Annotated in this window: 11 protein-coding genes and 1 pseudogene; 2 read left to right on the top strand and 10 right to left on the bottom strand. The window is 70.9% G+C overall.

Going from position 1 to position 20181, the window contains the following annotated elements; genetic code table 11:
- On the top strand, nucleotides 1-592 hold a 592-nt coding region (locus tag WEB03_RS08040), incomplete at its 5' end, for a helix-turn-helix transcriptional regulator (protein ID WP_368070428.1).
- A 110-nt stretch (nucleotides 593-702) separates the two neighbouring features.
- Here the strand turns inward: WEB03_RS08040 and WEB03_RS08035 are convergent.
- Entirely contained in the window at nucleotides 703-1269 is a 567-nt protein-coding gene (locus WEB03_RS08035; protein WP_368070427.1) for a YceI family protein, read from the bottom strand.
- An 88-nt stretch (nucleotides 1270-1357) separates the two neighbouring features.
- Here WEB03_RS08035 and WEB03_RS08030 point away from each other — a divergent pair.
- Nucleotides 1358-1810: pseudogene (locus tag WEB03_RS08030) on the top strand (MarR family winged helix-turn-helix transcriptional regulator); the annotation flags it as partial.
- Between the two features lie 25 nt (nucleotides 1811-1835).
- On the opposite strand, the gene WEB03_RS08025 reads toward WEB03_RS08030, so the two are convergent.
- From WEB03_RS08025 to WEB03_RS07985, 9 genes are all read right to left on the bottom strand, one after another.
- A complete protein-coding gene (locus WEB03_RS08025; protein ID WP_368070426.1) occupies nucleotides 1836-3056 on the bottom strand; it encodes an ABC transporter ATP-binding protein in 1221 nt (406 codons plus the stop codon).
- Nucleotides 3053-4135 carry an ABC transporter ATP-binding protein gene (locus WEB03_RS08020; protein ID WP_368070425.1) on the bottom strand — a complete coding sequence of 361 codons (1083 nt, stop codon included), beginning with the start codon at nucleotides 4133-4135 and terminating at the stop codon, nucleotides 3053-3055. The genes WEB03_RS08025 and WEB03_RS08020 overlap by 4 nt, the downstream gene beginning before the upstream one ends.
- Entirely contained in the window at nucleotides 4132-5040 is a 909-nt protein-coding gene (locus tag WEB03_RS08015; RefSeq protein WP_368070424.1) for an ABC transporter permease, read from the bottom strand. Before WEB03_RS08015 ends, WEB03_RS08020 begins: the two co-directional genes overlap by 4 nt.
- Nucleotides 5037-5978 (bottom strand): ABC transporter permease, encoded by a 942-nt coding sequence (locus tag WEB03_RS08010; protein WP_368070423.1) that lies wholly within the window; start codon nucleotides 5976-5978, stop codon nucleotides 5037-5039. Before WEB03_RS08010 ends, WEB03_RS08015 begins: the two co-directional genes overlap by 4 nt.
- Nucleotides 5978-7537 (bottom strand): ABC transporter substrate-binding protein, encoded by a 1560-nt coding sequence (locus WEB03_RS08005; protein WP_368070422.1) that lies wholly within the window; start codon nucleotides 7535-7537, stop codon nucleotides 5978-5980. The genes WEB03_RS08010 and WEB03_RS08005 overlap by 1 nt, the downstream gene beginning before the upstream one ends.
- A 276-nt stretch (nucleotides 7538-7813) precedes the next feature.
- Complete coding sequence (locus tag WEB03_RS08000; RefSeq protein ID WP_368070430.1) at nucleotides 7814-8005, bottom strand: hypothetical protein; 192 nt, start codon at nucleotides 8003-8005, stop codon at nucleotides 7814-7816.
- A gap of 401 nt (nucleotides 8006-8406) precedes the next feature.
- Nucleotides 8407-8691: a hypothetical protein gene (locus WEB03_RS07995; protein WP_368070421.1), complete on the bottom strand. Its 285-nt coding sequence runs from the start codon at nucleotides 8689-8691 to the stop codon at nucleotides 8407-8409.
- Nucleotides 8692-8821: 130 nt separating this feature from the next.
- Nucleotides 8822-13549, bottom strand: coding sequence for a calcium-binding protein (locus tag WEB03_RS07990; RefSeq protein ID WP_368070429.1), 4728 nt, complete (start codon nucleotides 13547-13549; stop codon nucleotides 8822-8824).
- Between the two features lie 1046 nt (nucleotides 13550-14595).
- Nucleotides 14596-19803 carry a hypothetical protein gene (locus WEB03_RS07985; protein ID WP_368070420.1) on the bottom strand — a complete coding sequence of 1736 codons (5208 nt, stop codon included), beginning with the start codon at nucleotides 19801-19803 and terminating at the stop codon, nucleotides 14596-14598.
- Between the last annotated feature and the right edge of the window lie 378 nt (nucleotides 19804-20181).

Here is a 20181-nt window from a genome sequence, read left to right as displayed (position 1 = left end):
AGACTGGGCGACGCTGAACGGGGAGGACGACGTGAACGGTGAGCTCGAGCACTGCAACGGCACCTACCGCCGTGGGACGGACGGGGTGTGGCGCTACCCGTGGGGGGACCCGGTCCCGGGAGCCACCGACCTGACCTTGGCCGACCTGATGGCGATCCACAACGGCACCGATATCGAGGGAGCACGGATCCCGCTCCGTGCGGTGAGCCAGGCGGAGCTGGCGTGGCTCACCGGCCGCAGCGACGACCTCGACCAGGTCTTCGTGCGTCGCCGCGGATCGCACGCCCCCGACACCGGTGACCTGGTGGTGGGGATGTGGGCACCCGAGCTGCACGTGCTCACGATGCTCACCGTGAACGAGATCGCCGACCTGGCCGAGGTCTCCAAGGCCACCATCGACAGCTACCGCTACCGCGGCTACCTGCCCGAACCCCAGGCGACCCGCGGCCGAACACCACTGTGGGCGCGTCCCATCGTCCAGCGCTGGCTGAGCACCCGGCCCGGCTGCGGCTGGCGCAGCGACATCTACGGCACGCAGCGGCCCGGCCGCACCGGACCCGATCGCGCTGAGGTGGCCAGCGGGGAGAGCTGATCGGAGCGCAGACGCGCGACGACCCGCGCCGGAGCTCGGGTCGGCGCGGTGCCGGTGGCGGCGGGGGACCACCACCGGCGAGCTGCACGGGCGCCGGACGCCCGAGGGGTTCAGGCCTTGGTGGCCTGGACCTCGAGGACGATCTGGACCTTCTTGCCGACGAGCACGCCGCCGGACTCGAGCGCGGCGTTCCAGGTCAGACCGAAGTCCTCACGGTCGATCTCGGTGGTGGCCTCGAAACCGGCCTTGGTGTTGCCGAACGGGTCGGTGTCGGTGCCGAGGTACTCGGTGGTGAGCTCGACCTGCTGGGTGATGCCCTTGATGGTGAGGTCACCGGTCACGACGTAGTCGCTGCCGGAGACGTGCTTCACGTCGGTCGCGACGAAGGTGAGCGTCGGGTGGGCCTCGACCTCGAGGAAGTCGCCGCTGCGCACGTGTTCGTCACGACCCTCGTCGCCCGAGTCGAACGAGTCGGCCTGGATGGTGACGGTCGCGGTCGAGGCGGTGAGGTCGTCAGCGACCTCGATCGTGCCCTCGAAGGCGCCGAAGCCGCCACGGACCTTCGAGAAGCCGAGGTGACGGACGACGAACCCGACCGTCGAGTGCGACGGGTCGATGGTCCAGGTCCCGGTCGCGAGCGGGGTGGTGGTGGTGATGGTGGTGATGGTGGCGGTCATGGGGTTCCTCCAGGAGGATCGGTGGGGTGCGGGTGTGGTTCGTGGTCTGGGGTGACGAGATCGAGCCGTGGACCGACTCGGATTGCTCGTGCAACCTCTTCCTCGTCAAGCACATCTCCATGGTGCCGGGCGTCCGTTGACATGTCAACCTCTGACGTGGGTACCATCTACCTTCCCCCCCACGCCTCCCGAGGAACCCGTCGTGGACCCCGCACCCGCTGATCTCGACCAGCAGCCCACCCACACCGTGGGCTCGTCGCGCCCGCCCATCCCGGGGACCGACGACCCCGCCATCGGGACCTACGGCCGGCTGCACGAGGTCACGCGGCGGCTCGAGCGCGCCTTCGCTCGCACGATCGCCGACCGGTTCGGCCTGCCCATCCCTCGCTTCGAACTCCTGCTCCGCCTCGGGCGCACGCCGGGGGAGGAGCTGACGATGTCCGCGCTCGCCGACCAGCTCGGGATCACCTCCGGCGGCGCGACCCGTCTCGTGGACCGCGTCGCCACCGACGGGCTGGTCGCTCGACGGGCGTGCACCTCCGACCGCCGCGTCCAACACGTGGGCCTCACCGAAGCGGGTCGCGATCTGCTCGAGCAGGTCCTGGAGCAGCACCGCGCCGACCTCGCCCGGGAGCTGACCTCCCGGCTCGATCCCGACGCGCAGCGCCAGCTCGACGCGCTGCTCGACCTTCTGCGCTGACGTCCCTTCCTGGCGCGCTCGCATCCGGGTGCGAGCTCGGTTCCACGGGCTGGCCGACCTCGCCGTGCAGCAAGCACGCGGCGACGTGGCCCTCACCGACGGGCACCAGGTCGGGGTCGATCCGGTCGCAGGCCTCGAACACCTCGGGGCAACGCGTGCGGAAGCGGCAGCCGGACGGCGGATCGATCGGGGAGGGGACGTCGCCCTCGAGTCGGACCCGCTGCCGGGTGCGCTCCCGTGCCGGATCAGGCACCGGGATCGCCGACAGCAGGGCCCGGCTGTACGGGTGCTGCGGGGAGGTCGCCAGCTGCGTGCTGTCAGCGACCTCCACGATGCGGCCGAGGTACATGACCGCGGTCCGCGAGGCGAGGTGCTGCACCGCCGCGAGGTCGTGCGCGATGAACAGGTAGGCGAGCCCGAGGTCGGCCTGCAGCTGCGCGAGCAGGTTCATGACCTGCGCCTGGATGGACACGTCGAGCGCCGCGATCGGCTCATCGAGGACCAGGAAGTCCGGCTCACCGGCGAGGGCCCGGGCGATCCCCACCCGCTGGCGCTGACCGCCGGAGAACTCGTGCGGGTAGCGGTCGGCGACGTCCGGGTGGAGCCCGACGATCTCGAGCAGCTCCGCGATCCGCTCCCGTCGAGCGCTCCCGCCCTGGTGGAGCTCGTGGATGTCGAGCGCCTCACCCACAGCCTCGCCGACCGACCGCCGCGGGTCGAGGGACGCGTAGGGGTCCTGGAAGACCATCCCGGCCCGCCGTCGCAGGCGCCGGAGCTCGCGCCGGGGCAGCCCGGTGATGTCCTGCCCGTCGAAGACGACACGCCCGCCCGTGGGCTCGACCAGTCGGAGGGCTGCGAGGCCCAACGTCGACTTGCCGCACCCGGACTCGCCGACCAGCCCGAGGGTCTCGCCGCGGTGGACGGTGAGGCTCACGCCGTCGACGGCCCGGACCGCCGGGCGTTCCTGACGCCGGAAGGGGGGTGGTCTCGGGCCGGGGAAGTGGACCTCGAGGTCGTGCAGCTCCAGCAGCGGCTCACCCAGCACATCGCTGGAGAACGCCGAGTCGCGGGCGGCAGCGGTGTTCACGACGGTCCCCCTTGCCCAGCGACCCGCGCCAGGACCTGGCGGCGGTGTGGGTCGCCATCGGGGACCTCGTAGAAGGAGCGCACCCGGTGGCCCGGGCCGACCTCACGCAGCGACGGGCGCTGCGTGGCGCACCGCTCGTCGAGGCGTACCCCGCACCGCGGGTGGAAGCCGCACCCGGGAGGCAGGTCGGTCGGCGCCGGCGGCAAGCCGGAGATCGAGGCGAGCTCGCCACCCGCCCCCTCGCCGACCACCGGGAGCGAGGCGAGCAGCCCCACGGTGTAGGGGTGGCGCGGGTCGGCGAACAGGGTGTCGACGTCGGCCTCCTCGACGACCTCCCCGGCGTACATGACCAGCACCCGGTCCGCGATACCGGCCACGACCCCGAGGTCGTGGGTGATCCAGACCACGGCCATCCCGAGCTCGTCCTGCAGACCCTCGATCAGCTCGGTGATCTGGGCCTGCGTGGTCACGTCGAGCGCCGTCGTCGCCTCGTCGGCGATGAGGACCTCGGGGCGGCAGGACAGCCCGATGGCGATGACCACACGTTGGCGCATCCCGCCGGAGAACTCGTGCGGGTAGGCGTCCAGCCGCTTCTCGGCCGCCGGGATCCCGACCTTGTGGAGCAGGTCCACCGCCCGGTCGCGTGCCTCGTCCTGCGACAGCCCGAGGTGGTAGCGCATCCCCTCGGTGACCTGCCGCCCGATGGTGTGGACCGGGTTCAGCGAGGTCATCGGGTCCTGGAAGACGTAGCCGACGTGCCGTCCCCGCTGGCGCTGGAGGTCACGGTCGGGCAGGGAGAGCAGGTCGGTGCCGGACAACGTCGCCGTCCCGGTCACCCGTCCCGGGGGGATCGGCAGCAGCTTGGTCAGGGCGAGGGTCGAGACGCTCTTGCCCGACCCCGACTCGCCCACGATGGCCAGCGTCTCCCCGGCGTGCACGTCGTAGTCCAGACCCCGCACCACCTCGGCGCGTCCACGCTTGGTCGCGAAGGACACCTCGAGGTCGCGGACCGACAGGACCAGGTCACCACCGTGGTCGGGGCGCGAGGCGGAGCCGGGGGCGAACGTGGGCGTGCTCACTCGACCCCCCTCGACTCGATGACGGAGCGTTGCTTGGGATCGAGGACGTCACGCAGGCCATCACCGAGCAGGTTGAACGCCATCACCGTCACCAGGATCGCGAGGCCGGGGAAGACCGCCATCCACCACGCGCCGGAGGCCAGGAACGCCTGGGAGGCCTGCAGGTCCGCGCCCCACGCGGCCCGGGGAGGCTGGATACCGACACCGAGGTAGGACAGGGCGGCCTCGGTGAGGATCGCGAACGCCAGCGACAGCGAGGTCTGCACGATGATCGGCGCGGCGACGTTCGGCAGGATGTGGCGCAGCACGATGCGCAGGTCCGACGCGCCGAGGGAGCGGACCGCCCGGATGTGGACCTCCTCGCGGACCGACAGGACGCTGCCCCGTACCACCCGCGCGAGGATGGGCGTGAACACGACCGCGATCGCCAGCATCACGTTGAACAGGGACGGCTGCAGCACCGCGACGATGGCGATCGCCAGCAGGATCACCGGGAAGCTGAAGATGACGTCCATCAGCCGCATCAGCACCGCGTCCACCCAACCGCCGCGGTACCCGGCGACCAGCCCGATGATCGTACCCGCGACCAGCGACAGCCCGACCGAGACCAGCCCGACCTGCAACGACACGCGGGCGCCGTACACGACCCGCGAGAACACGTCGCGCCCGAGCTCGTCGGTCCCGAACAGGTGGGTGGTGCTCGGCCCGGAGAGCCGCTCGACGAGGTTCTGCTCGTTGACCCCGAAGGGCGCGATCCAGGGGCCCACGGCGGCGGCCACCACGACCAGCACGAGGACCACCAGCCCGGCCGCGGCCAACCGGTTGGTCACCAGCAGCGAGAGGGTCTGGCGCCAGCGGGGCGTGGCCCGCCCACGGGGGCCCTCGAGCGCGGCGTCAGCGCTCACGAGCGGATCCTCGGGTCGAGCTTGCCGTAGAGCAGGTCGACGAGGAGGTTGACCAGCAGGAAGCCAGCGGCGATCACCAGCACCGAACCTTGCAGCGCCGGGTAGTCACGTCCGTTGACCGCGTCGAGGGCGTAGCGGCCGATACCGGGCCAGGAGAACACGACCTCGACGACCACGATGCCGCCGAGCAGGGTCGCCAGCTGCAGGCCGGTGATCGTGACGACCGGGATCCAGGCGTTGCGCAGCACGTGGTGACGCAGGACGTAGCGCTCGGGCATGCCCTTCGCGCGGGCGAGGCGGACGTGCTCGGCCTGCATCGCTCCGAGGACGCTGGAGCGCACGAACCGGGTGAGGATCGACCCCGTCACCACCCCAGCGGTCAGGGCCGGCAGGAGCAGGCGTCGGAGCGACTCGACGGGGTCGTCGGTGAACGGCACGTACCCGCCGGGCGGCAGCCAGCCGAGCGTGCGGGAGACCAGCAGGATGAGCAGGATCCCGAACCAGAAGTCGGGGACCGACACGCCGACCTGGGAGAGGGTCGAGGCCGCGTAGTCCACCGGCTTGCCCTGCCGGACCGCCGAGACGATCCCGAGCGGGATGGCGATCAGCAGCCCGATCAGCAGCGAGCCCCCCGCGAGCAGCAGCGTCGCCGGGAGCCGGTCACCGAGCTCGGTGGTGATCGTCCGGCCCGATCGGAAGCTCACCCCGAGATCGCCGGTCAGCGCCCGACCGAGCCAGTCGACGAACTGGGCGAGCAACGGTTGGTCCAGCCCGGAGCGCGCCCGCAGCGCGTCGTAGATCTCCTGGTCGAATCGCGTGCCGAGCGCGGCCCGGATGGGGTCACCCGGCACGAGGTGGATCAGCGAGAAGACCACCACCGACACCCCGAGCAGGGCGATCAGCGTCTGGCCCACCCGCAGGAGGACGAACCGGGTCATCAGCCGAGGCGGGTGGTCACGAAGCGGGTCGCCTGGTCGGCGCGCGGCCTGTAGCCGGACACCTCCGAGGACCACGCCTGCACCAGGTCGGGGTTGTAGAGGTAGAGGTAGGAGACCGCGTCGACGATGCGCTCGGCCGCGTCGTCGTACAGCCCCTTGCGGGTGTCGTCGTCGGTCTCGGACCGCGCGTCGTCGAGGAGCTGGTCCACCTCGTCGTCGGCGAAGCCGTGGAAGTTGAACCCACCCTCGGAGTGGTGCTGGGCGTAGTAGAAGTCGTCCGGGTCGATGTTGCCGAGCCAGCTGAGCATGAAGGCGTCGAACTCACCCGCACCCTGGTCGGCGAGCCAGGTGTTGAAGTCCTCGGTGCGGATCGACACCTCGATGCCGACCTCGCCGAGCTGGCTGGCGATGACCTCGCCAGCCGTCACGGTCTCGGGGTACTCGCTGGTGACCATCAGGTCGATGGTCAGGTCGCTGACACCGGCGTCGTCGAGCGCCTGCTGAGCGGCCTCGACGTCGGTCTCGAACGGGGCGTAGTCGTGGTACCAGACGCTCGATTCGGGGATCGCGGTCTGGTTCGGGGTCGCCGCGTCGAAGCGGACCGCCTCGGTGATCTGCTCGATGTCGAGCGCCTGGCGGATGGCGCGCCGCACCTCGACGTCGTCGAAGGGCTCGCGCTCCTGGTTGAAGGCGAGGTACCAGTAGTCGTTGGACGGGGTCGACTCGACCACCAGGTCGTCACCACCGAGCCCGTCGACGTTCTGCGGCGGGACGGTGTCGATCCAGTCCACCTCGCCGGTCTCGAGGTTGGTCAGCTTGACCGTGTCCTCGGGGATGACGCGGAACTCGACCCCGTCGAGGAACGGTCCCTCCTCGCCCCAGTACCCCTCGAAGGCGGTCAGCGAGATGCTGTCGCCACCAGCTTGCCCCTCGAACTGGAACGGGCCGGTGCCGTTCGGGGACTCGTTGAGGTCGCCGACCTCGATGTCGTCGGCGGACACGATCGCCATGCCCTTGAACGCACCGAGCTGGGCCAGCAGGTTCGGAGCTTCACGGTCGAGGCCGATGGTGACCTCGAGGTCACCGCTCGCCTCGATGGTGTCGACCGGCTCGAGGCGGAAAGCGTTCTGTCCCTCGTCGCGGATGCGCTCGAGCGAGGCGACCACGTCGTCGGCGTCGAACTCGGTGCCGTCGTGGAAGGTCACCCCCTCACGCAGCTGGAAGGTCCAGGTCAGGCCGTCGTCGGAGGTCTCCCACTCGGTGGCGAGCGCCGGCTCCATCTCGAGGTCGTCGTTGGGCTGCACGAGGGTGTCGTAGACGTTCTCGATCACCGTGAAGGTGAAGGCGGACGTGGTCGCGTGCGGGTCGAGCTGGTCCGGTTCGCCGCCGATGGCGGCCACCAGGGTGCCGCCCTCGGCGTCGGAGACCGGCGCGTCCTCACCCGTCCCGCCGTCGTCGGCGGTGCTGTCCCCGAGGTCGAGGTCCTCACCCCCTCCTCCACAGGCGAAGGCGAGCAGCGCGACGGCGCTGAAGGCGGCGATGCGGGACCGGATGCGCACGGGGACCTCGAGGTTTCGGCGATCGCTGTCCGGCGCGGCACGGTGACGCACACCGCCCCGGTCCGTTCGACCCTACGAGCCCCCCTGCGGGGTGCCACAGGGTCGGATGACCGAACGGCCAGGGTGACGGGGCGTCGCCGCTCCCGTCGTCCATCCCGAGCCGTGCATCGTGACCGCGGTGGGCGTTGTGGAAAGAGGTGTGGACATGTGGAGGACCGACACCCCTGGAACTCCACAGCTGTGGTCACACCTGTGGAAGTCGTACGTCCGTTCGGGTCAGCCAGGGCGGTCGGTCCCGCCCGGTGACCCCGGGTACAGCTCGAAGCCGTCACCACCGACGCCGCCCTCGTTCATCCGGGCGGTGAGCCGGGAGAGGGTGGCGACCTGCGAGGTGATGTCCATCACGGCGTGGGCGAGCCGCTTCTGCTGGAACTGCCGGTCGCGCACGTCCTTGCCGTGCCGGCGCAGCAGCTCCTCGGAGACGTCCCGGAGCCGACCGACCTGGTCCGACGGCGGTTCGGCGAGCGAGCGCAGCTCGGGGTGGACGTGGGTGAGCGAGGGCCGTAGTGCTCGTCGGCGATCGTATGCAGCGTCGATGACAGGTCAGCGACCTTGCGGCGCTCCTCGCGGTCCATGGCGGGGTAGGGCGTGACGAGGTCCTGGTGGAGCTCACCGACGAACAGGCCCTTGGCGAAGGACGGGGAGGACAGCTCGGTCGATCCGGTCGCGTCGGTCTCGCTCACGGTGTTCCTCGGGTCGGGCTGCCGAGGTTGGCGACTGGAACCCGTGGACGCGTGTCCGTCCGGACACGGCGACGGGGACGCCGCGTGGCGTCCCCGTCGGTGTGGCACGGTCTTCGAGCGGATCGCTCAGATCGAGCGGGGCTCCTCCCAGAGGGCCTCGTCGAGCTCCTGATCGCGCTTGCGCTTGAGGGCCACGAACGCCCCGACAGCGCCGAGCAGGACCAGCAGGAACTTGCCCTTGCCGCCCTTCTCGGGTTCGGGGTCGCTGCGCAGATCATCGATCCGGTCGGAGGCCATGGACGAGAGCTCCTTGCCCTTCTTCTCGGCCTTGGACCGCAGCTTCTGGCCCTCTTTCTCGAGCTTGTCGAGCTTCTTCGACAGCTTCTTCGAGGTCTTGGACTTCCTGGCCATCGTTGGTGGCTCCTTGAGTTGGGCTCCCGGCACGTCGGGGCGAGCCTAGCCACGTACCCGCGCGCCGCACCCGGCCGGTCAGGGGCGTCCGGCCGTGGCGGCGGGCCCTGCGCGGCCGGGTGGCGGGAGCTCAGCGGTCCTTGCCCTTCCCGTTGTTGCCGTCGTTCCCGCCTCCGCCGCCGTCCGCAGGGGCGGCCGCACCACAGTCGGCGTTGTTGGCCGGGTGGAGTGGGTGGTTCGGGGAGCGGTTCCCCGACCCGATCATCGCCAGCTGCCGTTCGCCCGAGGTCCCCGCCGTCCCGATACCGATCGCGCCGTCGACCATCGCCAACTCGCGGAGCATCGCGATGGTCGCCGGTGCCGGGCTGCGCAGGACGTAGCCCGCGCCGTAGGCACCCTCGCACACCAGGTAGGCGTTGTGGGCGCCGTACCAGTCGAACATCCGGTCACCGGGCACCGTCCCAGCCGATCCGACGTCGGCCTGCATCGTGTCCTGCCCGGTCCCACCGAACACCAGGTCGTTGTCGTTGTGGGAGGCCGCGGAGCGATCGGTGTCCACGTCGGGGGCAACCAGGGCCCATCCGCTGGCCGGGACGAGGGGTCGCCCGGACCACCAGGAACCGGTGGGCCAAGTGCCGTCGCTGCGCAGCTTCACGTCGACGACATCGTCGCCAGCGCCTCCGTAGATGCGGTCGTCACCCACGCCGCCCCAGAGGACGTCGTGACCGTCGCCACCCCACAGCACGTCGCGTCCACCCCCACCGTTGGCGAGGTCGTCACCGGGACCACCGAAGATCCAGTCCCGATCGGCGCCGCCGAGCAGCACGTCGGTGTCGCCACCGCGAGCATCGTGGATGTCCACCCGGTAGGCGAACGGTCCGTCGAGCACCAACTCGTCGACGAACGGCCCGTTGGTCGCAACCTCGCGTTCTCCACCGAGCTCCTCGGTCGTCACTCGCCAGACCTGGCCGTGGTCACCGACGAGCGCGTTGATCCCGTCGGTCGCCTCGATCCAGTCGCGGCCGCCACCACCGAAGGCCACGTCGTCACCCGCGCCGACCGAGATCCAGTTGCGCACCGTGATGCCGGGGACGAGGAGGCCGGCGTGCTCACGTCCGTGCTCGACGTCCGCCGCCTCGTCCTCGCAGCCCCCGACCGCGCCACCCTGTACAGCCGGCTGGGCCACGCAGGTCGCGATCACGCTCGACTCGCGGGCGAGCCCGTCGGTGAGGTCCATCCGGTCCGGGACGCCCCAGACGTCGACCAGGCCGCCGTCGCCGTCACGGAACTCCGCCCGGCCCCAGTCACCGAAGACCAGGTCGTCCCCGGCACCGCTGATGATCCGGTCGGCACCATCGCCGCCGAAGGCCACGAACCCGAGCGTCGACGCGCTCCCGTCGAGCTGGTCGTCGCCCTCCTCGAGGTTGACCACCAGCAGGCCGTCGCCGTCGCGGACGTCGACGGTCACGTCGTCGGCACCGTCACCGACGTTCAGCGTGGTCGTGGTCGTGCGGATCGGGTCGCCGCTGTCGTCGCGATCCTGCCAGGCGAGGGTCGTCGGGTCGCCGTCGCTACGGACGCCGGTGACATCCACGACATCCTCGCCCTCGCCGGTCCACACCGTGACGCCTCGAGCGAAAGTGCCGTCCGCGTCGTAGGTGATCGTGCTCGCGTCATCCCCTGGGAGTCCGGCGAACCCGGCGATCGTGTCGGGCGTGACACGCCCATCGACGACCCCCTCGGTGTCATCCCTACGGCTGACCATGAGGAGGTTGTCGCCTGCGCCGGCGAGCAGGTCCACGTCTCCCTCCACGTCACGCAGGTGGCCGAGCAGCAGCCCCGGTGTCGGTTCCCCCGGGGACAGGTCGGTCACGTCCGAGACGAGCACGCGATCGTCGCCGTCGCCGGTCACCAGCTGGGTGTGCTCGGTGGCCAGCGACCCACGGACGTTGACCACGTCTGCGCTGTCGCCGGTCACGATCCGCAGGATCTCCACCGCGGCGTCGTGCCGCACCAGGCCGGTCATGCCGAGGCGGGTGAGCTCGGCGAGGTGCAGCGTGCGTGTCACCGCCGGGATGTCCGGATCGTGGTTGTCGACCGTGCGGGTCTCGTCGCGGAACAGGTCGAGGTCGGCCCGGAGCGCGCCCGGACCGTCGCTGGCGTCCACCTCGACGTCGTCGTCCCCGGCGCCGCCGTAGATCTCGAGCTCGTCGGTGATGCCCGACGCCTGGCCGTCACCGATCCGGACGGCGTTGTCACCGTCCTCGAGCCACACCCAGGTCGGGCCGGAGATCGCGGCGAGCTGCAGCGCGTCGTCGCCACCTCCGACGAAGAACTCGCTGCGGCCAGCGCGCTCGCTGACGAGCGGGGCTCCGCCGTCGCCGTCGCCGTCGCGGGCGGCGGCCATCGCCGCCAGCGCCTGGTCGTAGGTGTCGGGTTCCTCGACGGGATCGGGGACCGCGACCTCCAACTCGTAGTGGCCGTGGGTGTCCTCGACGGTCAGGGTGTCGTCGTCGCTGCCGAGGACCACGCGCAGCAGGTCCAGGCCGCGGAAGCCGACACCGCCGGCCACCTCATAGGTCCGCAGCTGGTCGTCCCGGTCGAGCTCCACGAGGTCGAACTCGCCGGCGACGCCGGTCGACAGCCCGTCGAGGCGGACGCCGGGAGCGTCGTCGTCGAGACCGTCCCGGTCGCTGGCGAGCGTGCCGTCCTGCCCGGACATCGCCGACGCATCGACGTGGGCAGTGTGCTCCGCCGTCGTGTCCACGGCGTCGGCCGGGATGAGGGCAGCGACCGGGCTGTAGGCCACCTCACCGTCGAGCAGGATCGGCAACGGGAAGTCCAGCTCGACCGAGCGCAACGCCTCCTCGGCGTTGCTGCTGAGGTTGAGCAGGTCGGCGACGACCTCGACGGTGCCCTGGATGGCGCTGAGGTCGCCCTCGTCACCGAACAGGTACGTCGAGCCGTGTGCTCCACCGATCAGGTAGGTCTCGGTACCGGCCGGCGCGCCCTTGACCCAGAACACGTTGTTGCCCTCGAGCCCGTACAGGACGTAGCGCTGCACGTTCTCGGCCGTCGCATCGATGCCACAGTCGCCGGTCGCGCCGAGTACCGCGTCCGGGTCCGGCTGCTCCGGCAGCGCGAAGACACCGGGCTTCTGGGTGATGCGGCCGTCGAGCTCGGCGACCCCGGGTGCCGAGGCACGCGGGACGCACACCGAGACGCCGTCCTCGGTGACGATGAAGCCATCCTGGAGCTCGGTCCCGATCGCCACGAAGGTGTTGAAGCCGCCACCGCCGTCGATGGAGACCTCGTCGTTGGCGACGTACTGGAAGTCGTAGTTGAAGGTGTCGTTGCCCTCACCACCGGTGGCCGTGATCGAACCGTTGGCGATGAAGGCGCGGAGGGTGAAGGTGTTGTCGCCGCCCGTCCCCTCGAGGGTGAGCGGGGCGACGTTGGAGTACACGGTGAACCGGTCGTTGGCCTCGCCACCCTTCACGGTGGTCGGGTGGCTCACCCCGAGCGAGAGCCAGCCACGGATGGATTCGCGGAACCGGAACCCGTTGGTCCACGGGTCGGGCGTGTCCTCGGCCACCGGATGGCCGGGCTTCAGCGGGCTGCGGTACGGCGCGACCTCGGCACCGTCGAACTCGGTGAGGAACTCGTCGTCGTACCAGCCGAAGATCTGACCGATCTGGATGCGGTTGCCGTCCATCAGGCGACCGGTGCCGCGGCCAGCGTCGACGACCGTCGTGGTCGCCACGTCGTCGAGCGCGATCTCGTTGGCGCCGGCGACGCCATCCACCTCGAGCGTGCCGATCGAGCTGTCGTAGTAGACGAGCTGCGTCGCGTCGGCCTCACCGGTGTACTGCTGTGAGTCGACGTCGGCCGGGTCCTGTCCGGTCGCCGGGCCGGGCCGCCCGAGGTCGTGGTCGGCGACGGTCGTCGAGCTGCCGCGGTCGAGCACGGCGACCAACCCGCGATCGGCGCCGATGGTCTCGCGGGTCCGCTTCGCCGCCGTCAGCTCGGCTTCGGTCGGTTCGACCGCGCGCAGGGCCCGCATGAGGATCCGGTCGGGCCCGGTGGTGCCGCGCACGAGCAGGGTGTCCTGCCCGGCCGTGCCGGTGTCGGTCACCCGGACGGTCCGGTCGTTGCCGTTGGTCTCGACGGTGATGTGGTCGACGCCGGCGGCCCCGTCCACGTACATCCCGAGCGGACCGTCCACGATGCGGAACCGGTCGGGTCCGGCCGAACCGAGCAGGCGGGCGATCGACTGCGGCTCCTCCACCTCGATGACACCGAGGCTGACACCCGCCGCGTCGAGGCTCTCGAACCGTCCGCCGAGGCCGTCGAGCACGCCGGTGAACCCGGTCGCTGCGGGCTGGAGGTCGAGGATCGCGGTCGAGACGGCTGCCGGCGCCGGGCCGTCGAGGGTGGCACCGTCCGGGCTCGCACCGTCGTGGTCGATGATGTTGGTCCCGAACGGGCCGATCGCCGGCGGTCGGTAGACCACCGCAGCCGGACCCCCGAGCACGAGATCATCGCCGGAGCCGAGCACCACGGTGTTGCACGCGGTGCCGGCGCACACACCGAGACCATCGCCCGCGGTCAGGTCGATGCTGCTGCCGACGCCGTCGGTGCCGATGACGATCTCGTTGTCCCCGGCCCGGGCCTGGATGGTGTCCTTGCCGCTGCCGGCGTCGAGCAGGTCGTCGCCGCCACCGCCGAGGATGGTGTCGTTGCCGGGCCCGCCGAAGACGACGGCCGGCGTGGTGATGTCGGTCGAGATGTCGACGCTGTCGTTCCCGGCGCCGAGGTCGGCGACGATCTCCTCCACGGCGGCGACCGGGAACTCCATCGGCTCGTAGGCCGTCGCGTTCGACAGGGGCGAGGTGCTGCCAACGACCCGGATGTGCGGCACGCCGCCGCGGGTGACCTGCGTGAGCGTGAAGCCCTCGGCGATGTCGCCGAGGCCGTCGAAGCGCTCGCCGGCGTACGGGCCGGCGTTCAGGACGAGCTTGCGCCCGTCGAGGTGGGCGAGCCGGTAGGCCATCGGGCAGGAGAACGTCTCGTTCACCAGCTCCCAGTCCTGCTTCCAGGACCCGCTCCACACCTTGATGCCGGCGACCCGCGCGCTGCCACCGAACGCGAGGCCGGCGTCGAGCTGCACGACGGGACGGAAGATGCAGAACGCGTCGGCGATGCTCGGCGCCGCGCCGCCGCCACCGATGCGGTGGCCCTTCACCACACGAGCCATCTCGTCGACGTGGAACTTGCCGTCGCCGCGGCCGGCGGCCGGGATGGTCAGGGATTCGTCGAACAGATCGAGTCCGCCCTCGAGCCGCACGTACCCGGACCCGCGGAAGGTCGCCTCGGCGATCCCGGCGACCGCGAACCGTCCGTCGACGCTCGCCGAGACACGACCACCGAGGGCGATGAACGGCAGGTCACGGTTGCCGTCGTAGGCGTCGACCAGGTAGAGGCCGTTGACGGGGTTGCCGGTCGTCAGACCGTGCGAGCTGTAGCCCATGCCGACGCGGAGGACCACGCCCACGGCGCCCTCGAGCCCGACCGACAGCTTGGCCTCGAGGAACCCGACGTTCAGGTCGAACAGGGTGCGCGAGAACTTGACGTTGTAACCGAAGTCGACCGCTGGCGGCGCGATCTCGATGAAGCTGACGGGCGCGGCCTCGTTGCCGAACAACAGGGTCGCTGCCGAGAGGGGGTCATCGAGCACGGGGAAGCTGACGACCTGGCCGAGGCTCGCGCCCTTCGGCTTCTGGACGGCACCGCTGAACCCCGAGCTACCACCGAGGTCACCGTTGAAGGACCCCGGCTCCGGTGGGGTCCGCGGGGCCGGTGGGGTGAAGGTGGTGCCGCCGCCGGCCATCTTCGAGAGGCTGGTCATGACGTTCTTGACCAGCACCATCTCCGGGAGTCCACCCTCACCGGTGTGCGCGAGGTCCCACAGCGAGTCCATACCCGGCGGGTTGAAGAACCCCGCCTCGTCGTCCCGAGGCAGCATCTGGTAGCCGCCGAGCTGGATGAAGCCACCCGGCGGGCTGTCCTGCAGCGAGTCGGCGACCTCGCCCATGTCGAGCAGGAAGGTGAACAGCTGCCACGACGGTTCGTTGCCGAGCCCGAGCTCGAGCATCGACCGGACGTTCTGTTCGAGCACCGGGATCTCGGTGTTGAGCGCGTCGCGGACGGGCTTGGCCTTCGCGACCGGGTTGTACTTGTTGAGCTCGAGCAGGGTCGGCCGGACCACGCCGTCGAGCAGACCCGACGCGTCGATGGCGACGTACGACACCGTGGCGCGATCACCGATGGCGAGGTAAGGGGACTCCAGCTCGAGGCCTTGACCGATGACCCCTCCATCGCCCAGCGGAAGTGGATGGGGAAACGGAACACCGGCAGCTCGGCGGCGATGTCGTCCGGCGTCTGGACCGTGATCACCGAGCTGGTGTTCACGCTGATCCTCGGCTCGAAGATGCTGTCGATCGGCCGGCGCCGGCTGGTGATGTCCGACAGCGTCAGCTTCGACGGCATGTCGAGCGCGAAGCCAGCCGAATCACCCTTGGGGCCGAACGAACCCCCCAGCTGCAGGTCGAGCTCCTCGAGGGTGAAGACGGTCACCCCGCCGACCTTCATCCCCGGCTTGGAGCCCACGGCGTTCACCGTCGACTCCTCGCCGCCCTCGATGGCCGCTGGACCGAGCGCTGCTCGGCCGTAGACCTCGAGCAGGCGGCTGAGCTCGAAGTCCTCATCGTCGGTGACCTCGAAGCCCTGCACGTAGAAGCCGTCGACCATGTCGAGGCCGAGGGTCAGCCCGAGCCGGTAGCCGGCCTTGACGCCGAGCTGCGCCTGCGTGTCCAGCTCGAAGCCCGGCACGTCGATCAGCTTCGGGGTGTCGAGGGTGCGGTCGTACTCGAGCGCGAGGTCGAGGGTGAGCTTCACCTCGTCGGCGCCGGTGAGCTGTTCCTGCCCGAGGGGTTGTCGGACCCCGTTGCTCCACACCTCCAGCTCCGCGGTGCAGGTGCCCGCGGGGCTCAGCGGGCCGCAGACCTCGGTCGCCAGTGTGCTGTTGATCTCACTGACGAACGCGTTGTCGGCCTGCTCGACGTCCTCCCACAGCTCGTCGACCGTGCGGGCGAACAGCTGCAGGTCGGCACCGACCTGGGAGAGCTTGGCCAGCTCGTCACCGACGAGCGGCAGCGAGGTGGACAACGCATCGCTGCGCGACAGCGACCGTCCGACGAAACGGCTGGTCTGGGCCGTCCCACGGACCAACGTGCCGAGGTCGAGCTGGATGCCGGACAGGTCCCACTCACCGGGATCGTGCGAGAACATCCCGGAACCACCGTTCAGCAGCTCCTGGAGGCTCGCGCCCCAACCGAGCTCGAGCGGTCCGGTCGGTCCGGCGATGGCGCCGTCGACGGTGAACGAGCCACCCCACGTCACGAAGCCCGACGGCAAGCCGTCCTCGATGGCGGTCGTGAGGTCATCGAGGGTGAGACGTCCGGCGGTCCCGAGGCTCGACAGCTCGAGCGTCGCGCTCGGGTTCCCGGTGGCGGTCGCCGACAGGTCGACCCCGATCGGGCCGAGCGTGACGGCCCCGGCGACGTCGGCGTCCAGCGACCCGGTGATGGTCGGGTCCGTGGCGGGCGAGGTGACCAGGAAGACGCGTTCGTCGAGCGGTGTGGTGGTGGGTGCGGCGAGGTCGATACCGAGCGTCGGCGTGAAGCTCGCCGTGCCGGTCGCGCTGACGCGGGCACCACCGTCGGCCGGGGAGATGCGGATCGGCAGGGCGTCGCCGAGACCGACGTCGAAGTTGAACGGGTAGCTCGCGGTCTCGGAGTAGGTCAACGGGATGGCGAGGGTGAACACCCCCGCACCGGTGACGTCGGCGACCACCGATCCGGTCGGGAGGCCAGCGCTCTCCAGACCAGCATCGATGGCGGCCTGCAGCGCGGTCAGGTCCTGGGGGTCGAGCGCCTCGACGGTCGTGGCGATCGTGTTGAGCTTGCGGTTGAAAGCGACGAGATCCTGGACCGAGACGCCGAGGACCGGGAGTTCGAAGGACGCGTCACCGGCGTTGGCCGCGCCAGCGAGCCGGTCGAGCAGCCCGGTGACCATCCGGATGGTCTGCGCCGGCGAGAGCTGCCGCAGCTTGGACCAGTCCCCGAACGAGTAGCAGACCCCGGTCGTGGCGCCCGTCAGCTGCACGCAGTCCTCGGTGACCACGACCTGGTCGCTGGTGAAGTCCGGGTCGGTCAGGTCCGCCAGCTGGCCCTGCACCTCGATGCGTGCCGGACTCGAGGCTGGGAAGGCGATGGCGTTGGTCAGCTCGAGATCGACCGCGAGGCTCCCGCTCAGGCCCGTCTCGACCAGCGCGCTCAGGTCGCCGGCGTCGGCCGACGTGGCGAGGTCGTCGAGGGTGAGCCGCGCGCCCTCACCGGCCAGGCGCATGGTCACGGCCGGGGTCGCCACGACGCTGCCAGTGAAGCCGAGGTCGAGGAACCCGAGCCGAGCCTCGCCACCGAAGCGCGGGGACACCGCCGGTGAGCCGGCCGGCGCACCGTCGGCCGAGCGCACGTCGACCGCGGCCGAGGCGAAGGGGGTCGCCGCGTCGAGCTGTTCGACCGAGATCCGGTACCCGATCGGCAGCGGTTGCCCGGTGCGGTCGGGCTCGTAGACGAAGGGAGGTGTGCCCTGGACGCCGGTGAGCTGGGCGTAGGCCCGGGCGGCGCAGGCCGCGTACTGCGAGGCGAGATCGCCCGACCCGAAGCCGTTCCAAGCGAGGAAGTCGCCGAGGTCGACCGCGTGCTTGTAGGCCGCGCCGCGGCAGACCTCCTCCGCGGTGACGAGGTGGCTGGTCGGGCCGGGCTGCACCGGCTCGGTGGTGGCCCCCTCCTCGGCGAAGACCTCGACCGGCGGGATCTGGACGGAACGGAAGCTGCCGCCGCCGGTGTTCCACGCGAGCAGGTCGCAGGCGGGTTCGAACTCGGCGTCCTTCAGCTGCCCGTTGGCCGAGGCGAAGGCGGTGGGGCTCGAGCCCGGGAGGATCCCGAGCGCCAGGCCGCGACACATATCCCCGGCCTCCAGCGTGTCCGTGGTCGGGTTCCCCGTCCCCGGGAAGTCGTCCTCGGTGATGCCGAGCGAGCTCATGACCGTGGCGTCGGGCCGGAGGTCGAGGCCGACGCGGAAGGCCAACGAAGCCGAGGCGGTGCCCTGCCAGCTGCCGGTGCGCAAGCTGACGTTCATGCCGCCGAGGGGACCGAGATCGACCGCCTCACCGTCCGTGGACACCAGCGTCGTCTCGGCGCCGTCGCTACCGGCGAGGAGGTCGGTCATCTGCAGGTCGAGGCCGGGTCCGGACTCGGTCACCGCGACCGAGCGGGCGGCAGCGGCGTCCGTGCACGAGGCGTCGGCGCCGAACAGCACCTGGCACACCTCGAACTCGACGTCGTAGGTGATGCCGTCAGGCGTGATCGTGAGGCCGTCGAGCTCGTAACCCCACGGGCTGGCCGCGTCGACCTCGCAGTCCATCAGCGAAGATGCGCACAGGATCCGCACCAGCTCCTGCGCCGACGGGTCGCTCGGGGCCGGGGAGGTGCCGTCACCCTCGATGGTGGCGATGAGCGCGGAGACCTCGCTGCCGACCTGGTCGGACAGGGCAAGCACGTCGCCGACGGTCATCCCGACCACCGGCATCTGGGTGCCGAAGGCGCCGAGGTCGTCGATGGACATCAGCCAGCTGGCGATCCACTCCATGCCGAGCACGAACGCGCGGGTGTCGACCTGACCGAACCGGGCGAGGTTGGCCGCCGCGAACGCGCCGGTGTTGGTCACGGTGGGCTGCAGCGGCGCGAGCAGCGCCTCGGCGCCGACCTCGGTCTCGAGCGCCGCCAAGGCCGCCAGGTTCCAGCTGCCCGTGTTCCACGACACCGCGAGCGGGTTCCCGCCGCTGCGGAGGTCGACCGTCCGGGTCCCGAGCGTGCCGCCGGCGTCGTAGCCGACGCCCGTGAGCTCGAGCGCGGCGGTGCCGGCGATCGTCGGCATCGGCGTCGCACAGCCGGCGGTGCACGCGAGCTGCGCGCGGAGGCCGGAGGTGCGGGCGGTCACCTGCGGGGTGACCGACACCATGCCGATGCGCGCGCCGAGGGTGTCGACGACCACGTCGCGGGGTGCCATGCCGAGGCTGAGCGACTCGAGCTGCGCGGCACCGTCGACGAGGTCGGTCAGGTCGAGCGTGAGCGACCCGTCGAGGTGGAGGTCGAACGCACTGGACGCGTGCAGGGCGAAGGGCAGCGAGGGCACGTCGGTGACCTGCTCGACGCTCGAGTCGGCCGCGGCGACGGCGTCGTCGAAGCTGATCTGCGCCTGGGTGGCGGTGAAGGTGACGCTGGCGATGCCGTCGACGGCGGCCACGGCCTCGGCGACCTCGGCTTGCGACGTCAGGCTGCCCAGGGCGAGCGCGTCCAGATCCTCGACGAGGTGGCTCAGGGTCCGCGGTTGCGACTGGTACTCCACGGCTGCGTCAGCCGGTAGCGGTCCTTCGACCCGGGGAGTCTGGCCATCGGCCATCGCCGCCATCTGGGCGGTGTAATCGGTCGATCCGTCGACCAGCTGTTCGTTGACGAACCAGCCGCCGACGAACGGGACCGGACCGAAGGCTCGGAGGTCGAGCTCGAGCTCGGCCAGCCCCGCCAGGCGAGCGGCCGCGTCGGCCCCGGTCAGGGGCACGACGTGGGAGAGTTCGGCGACGACCAGATCGTCCGAACCGGTGTAGACGGAGCCTGCTGCGAGGACGATCTCGGTGGCGTTCGGCGTGACGGGCGCCGAGAAGGTGAGCGAGTAGCGTTCGTCGCCGTCCCGCGTCACCGTCGTGATCGTGACCCCAGCCGCGCCTCGGAGGGTGAACGAGTCCGCGTCGAGCGGCTGCTGTGCGACCTCGGGATCGCCGTCATCCGCCGGGACGGTCGCGGTCGAGTACAGCGGGACCGCGAGCTCGACCGTCGCCGACGCGTAGCCGGCTGCTGGCACGACGGTCTCGATCGCGGGCTCCGGCGTGCTGGCCGACGAGATGACGGCCACGGCCCCGGCGAGCACGATCGCTCCTCCGAGCACGGCACCAACGGTCCGGATCCGCACGAGTCGTCCGCTCTGCCCCGGGACGACTTCGCCCCTGATCCCGCTGCGCGACGTACCCCACTCGCGCAGCAACCCCTGCCCTCTCGGACGGTGGCCGACGCTAGGCCGGTGGCCGTTCCGCGGCGCGGGGGTCGGGCGGTGGATCGCACGCTGGACCGGTCAGCGACCGCGCCGCGGCCGGCTGGCCACCCGACCTGACCCGACCCAGGACCTGCGGCCCGAAGCAACCGGGACAACGCGCGACGACCCCGCACGGGGCGGGGTCGTCGGAGGTGTTCCGCGTGGGCCCAGATGGACTTGAACCATCGGCCTCACCCTTATCAGGGGTGCGCTCTA

This window comes from Nitriliruptor sp., from assembly GCF_040882075.1.
Lineage (GTDB): Bacteria > Actinomycetota > Nitriliruptoria > Nitriliruptorales > Nitriliruptoraceae > Nitriliruptor.
Note: the sequence above shows the minus strand (reverse complement) of the source record. Positions and strands in the feature narration are given on the sequence as shown.

Coding starts and splice junctions, on each gene's coding strand:
- WEB03_RS08035 (WP_368070427.1), bottom strand. CDS start 1,269: ATGACCGCCACCATCACCACCATCACCACCACCACCCCGCTCGCGACC.
- WEB03_RS08010 (WP_368070423.1), bottom strand. CDS start 5,978: ATGACCCGGTTCGTCCTCCTGCGGGTGGGCCAGACGCTGATCGCCCTG.
- WEB03_RS07995 (WP_368070421.1), bottom strand. CDS start 8,691: ATGGCCAGGAAGTCCAAGACCTCGAAGAAGCTGTCGAAGAAGCTCGAC.
- WEB03_RS07990 (WP_368070429.1), bottom strand. CDS start 13,549: ATGGAGTTCCCGGTCGCCGCCGTGGAGGAGATCGTCGCCGACCTCGGC.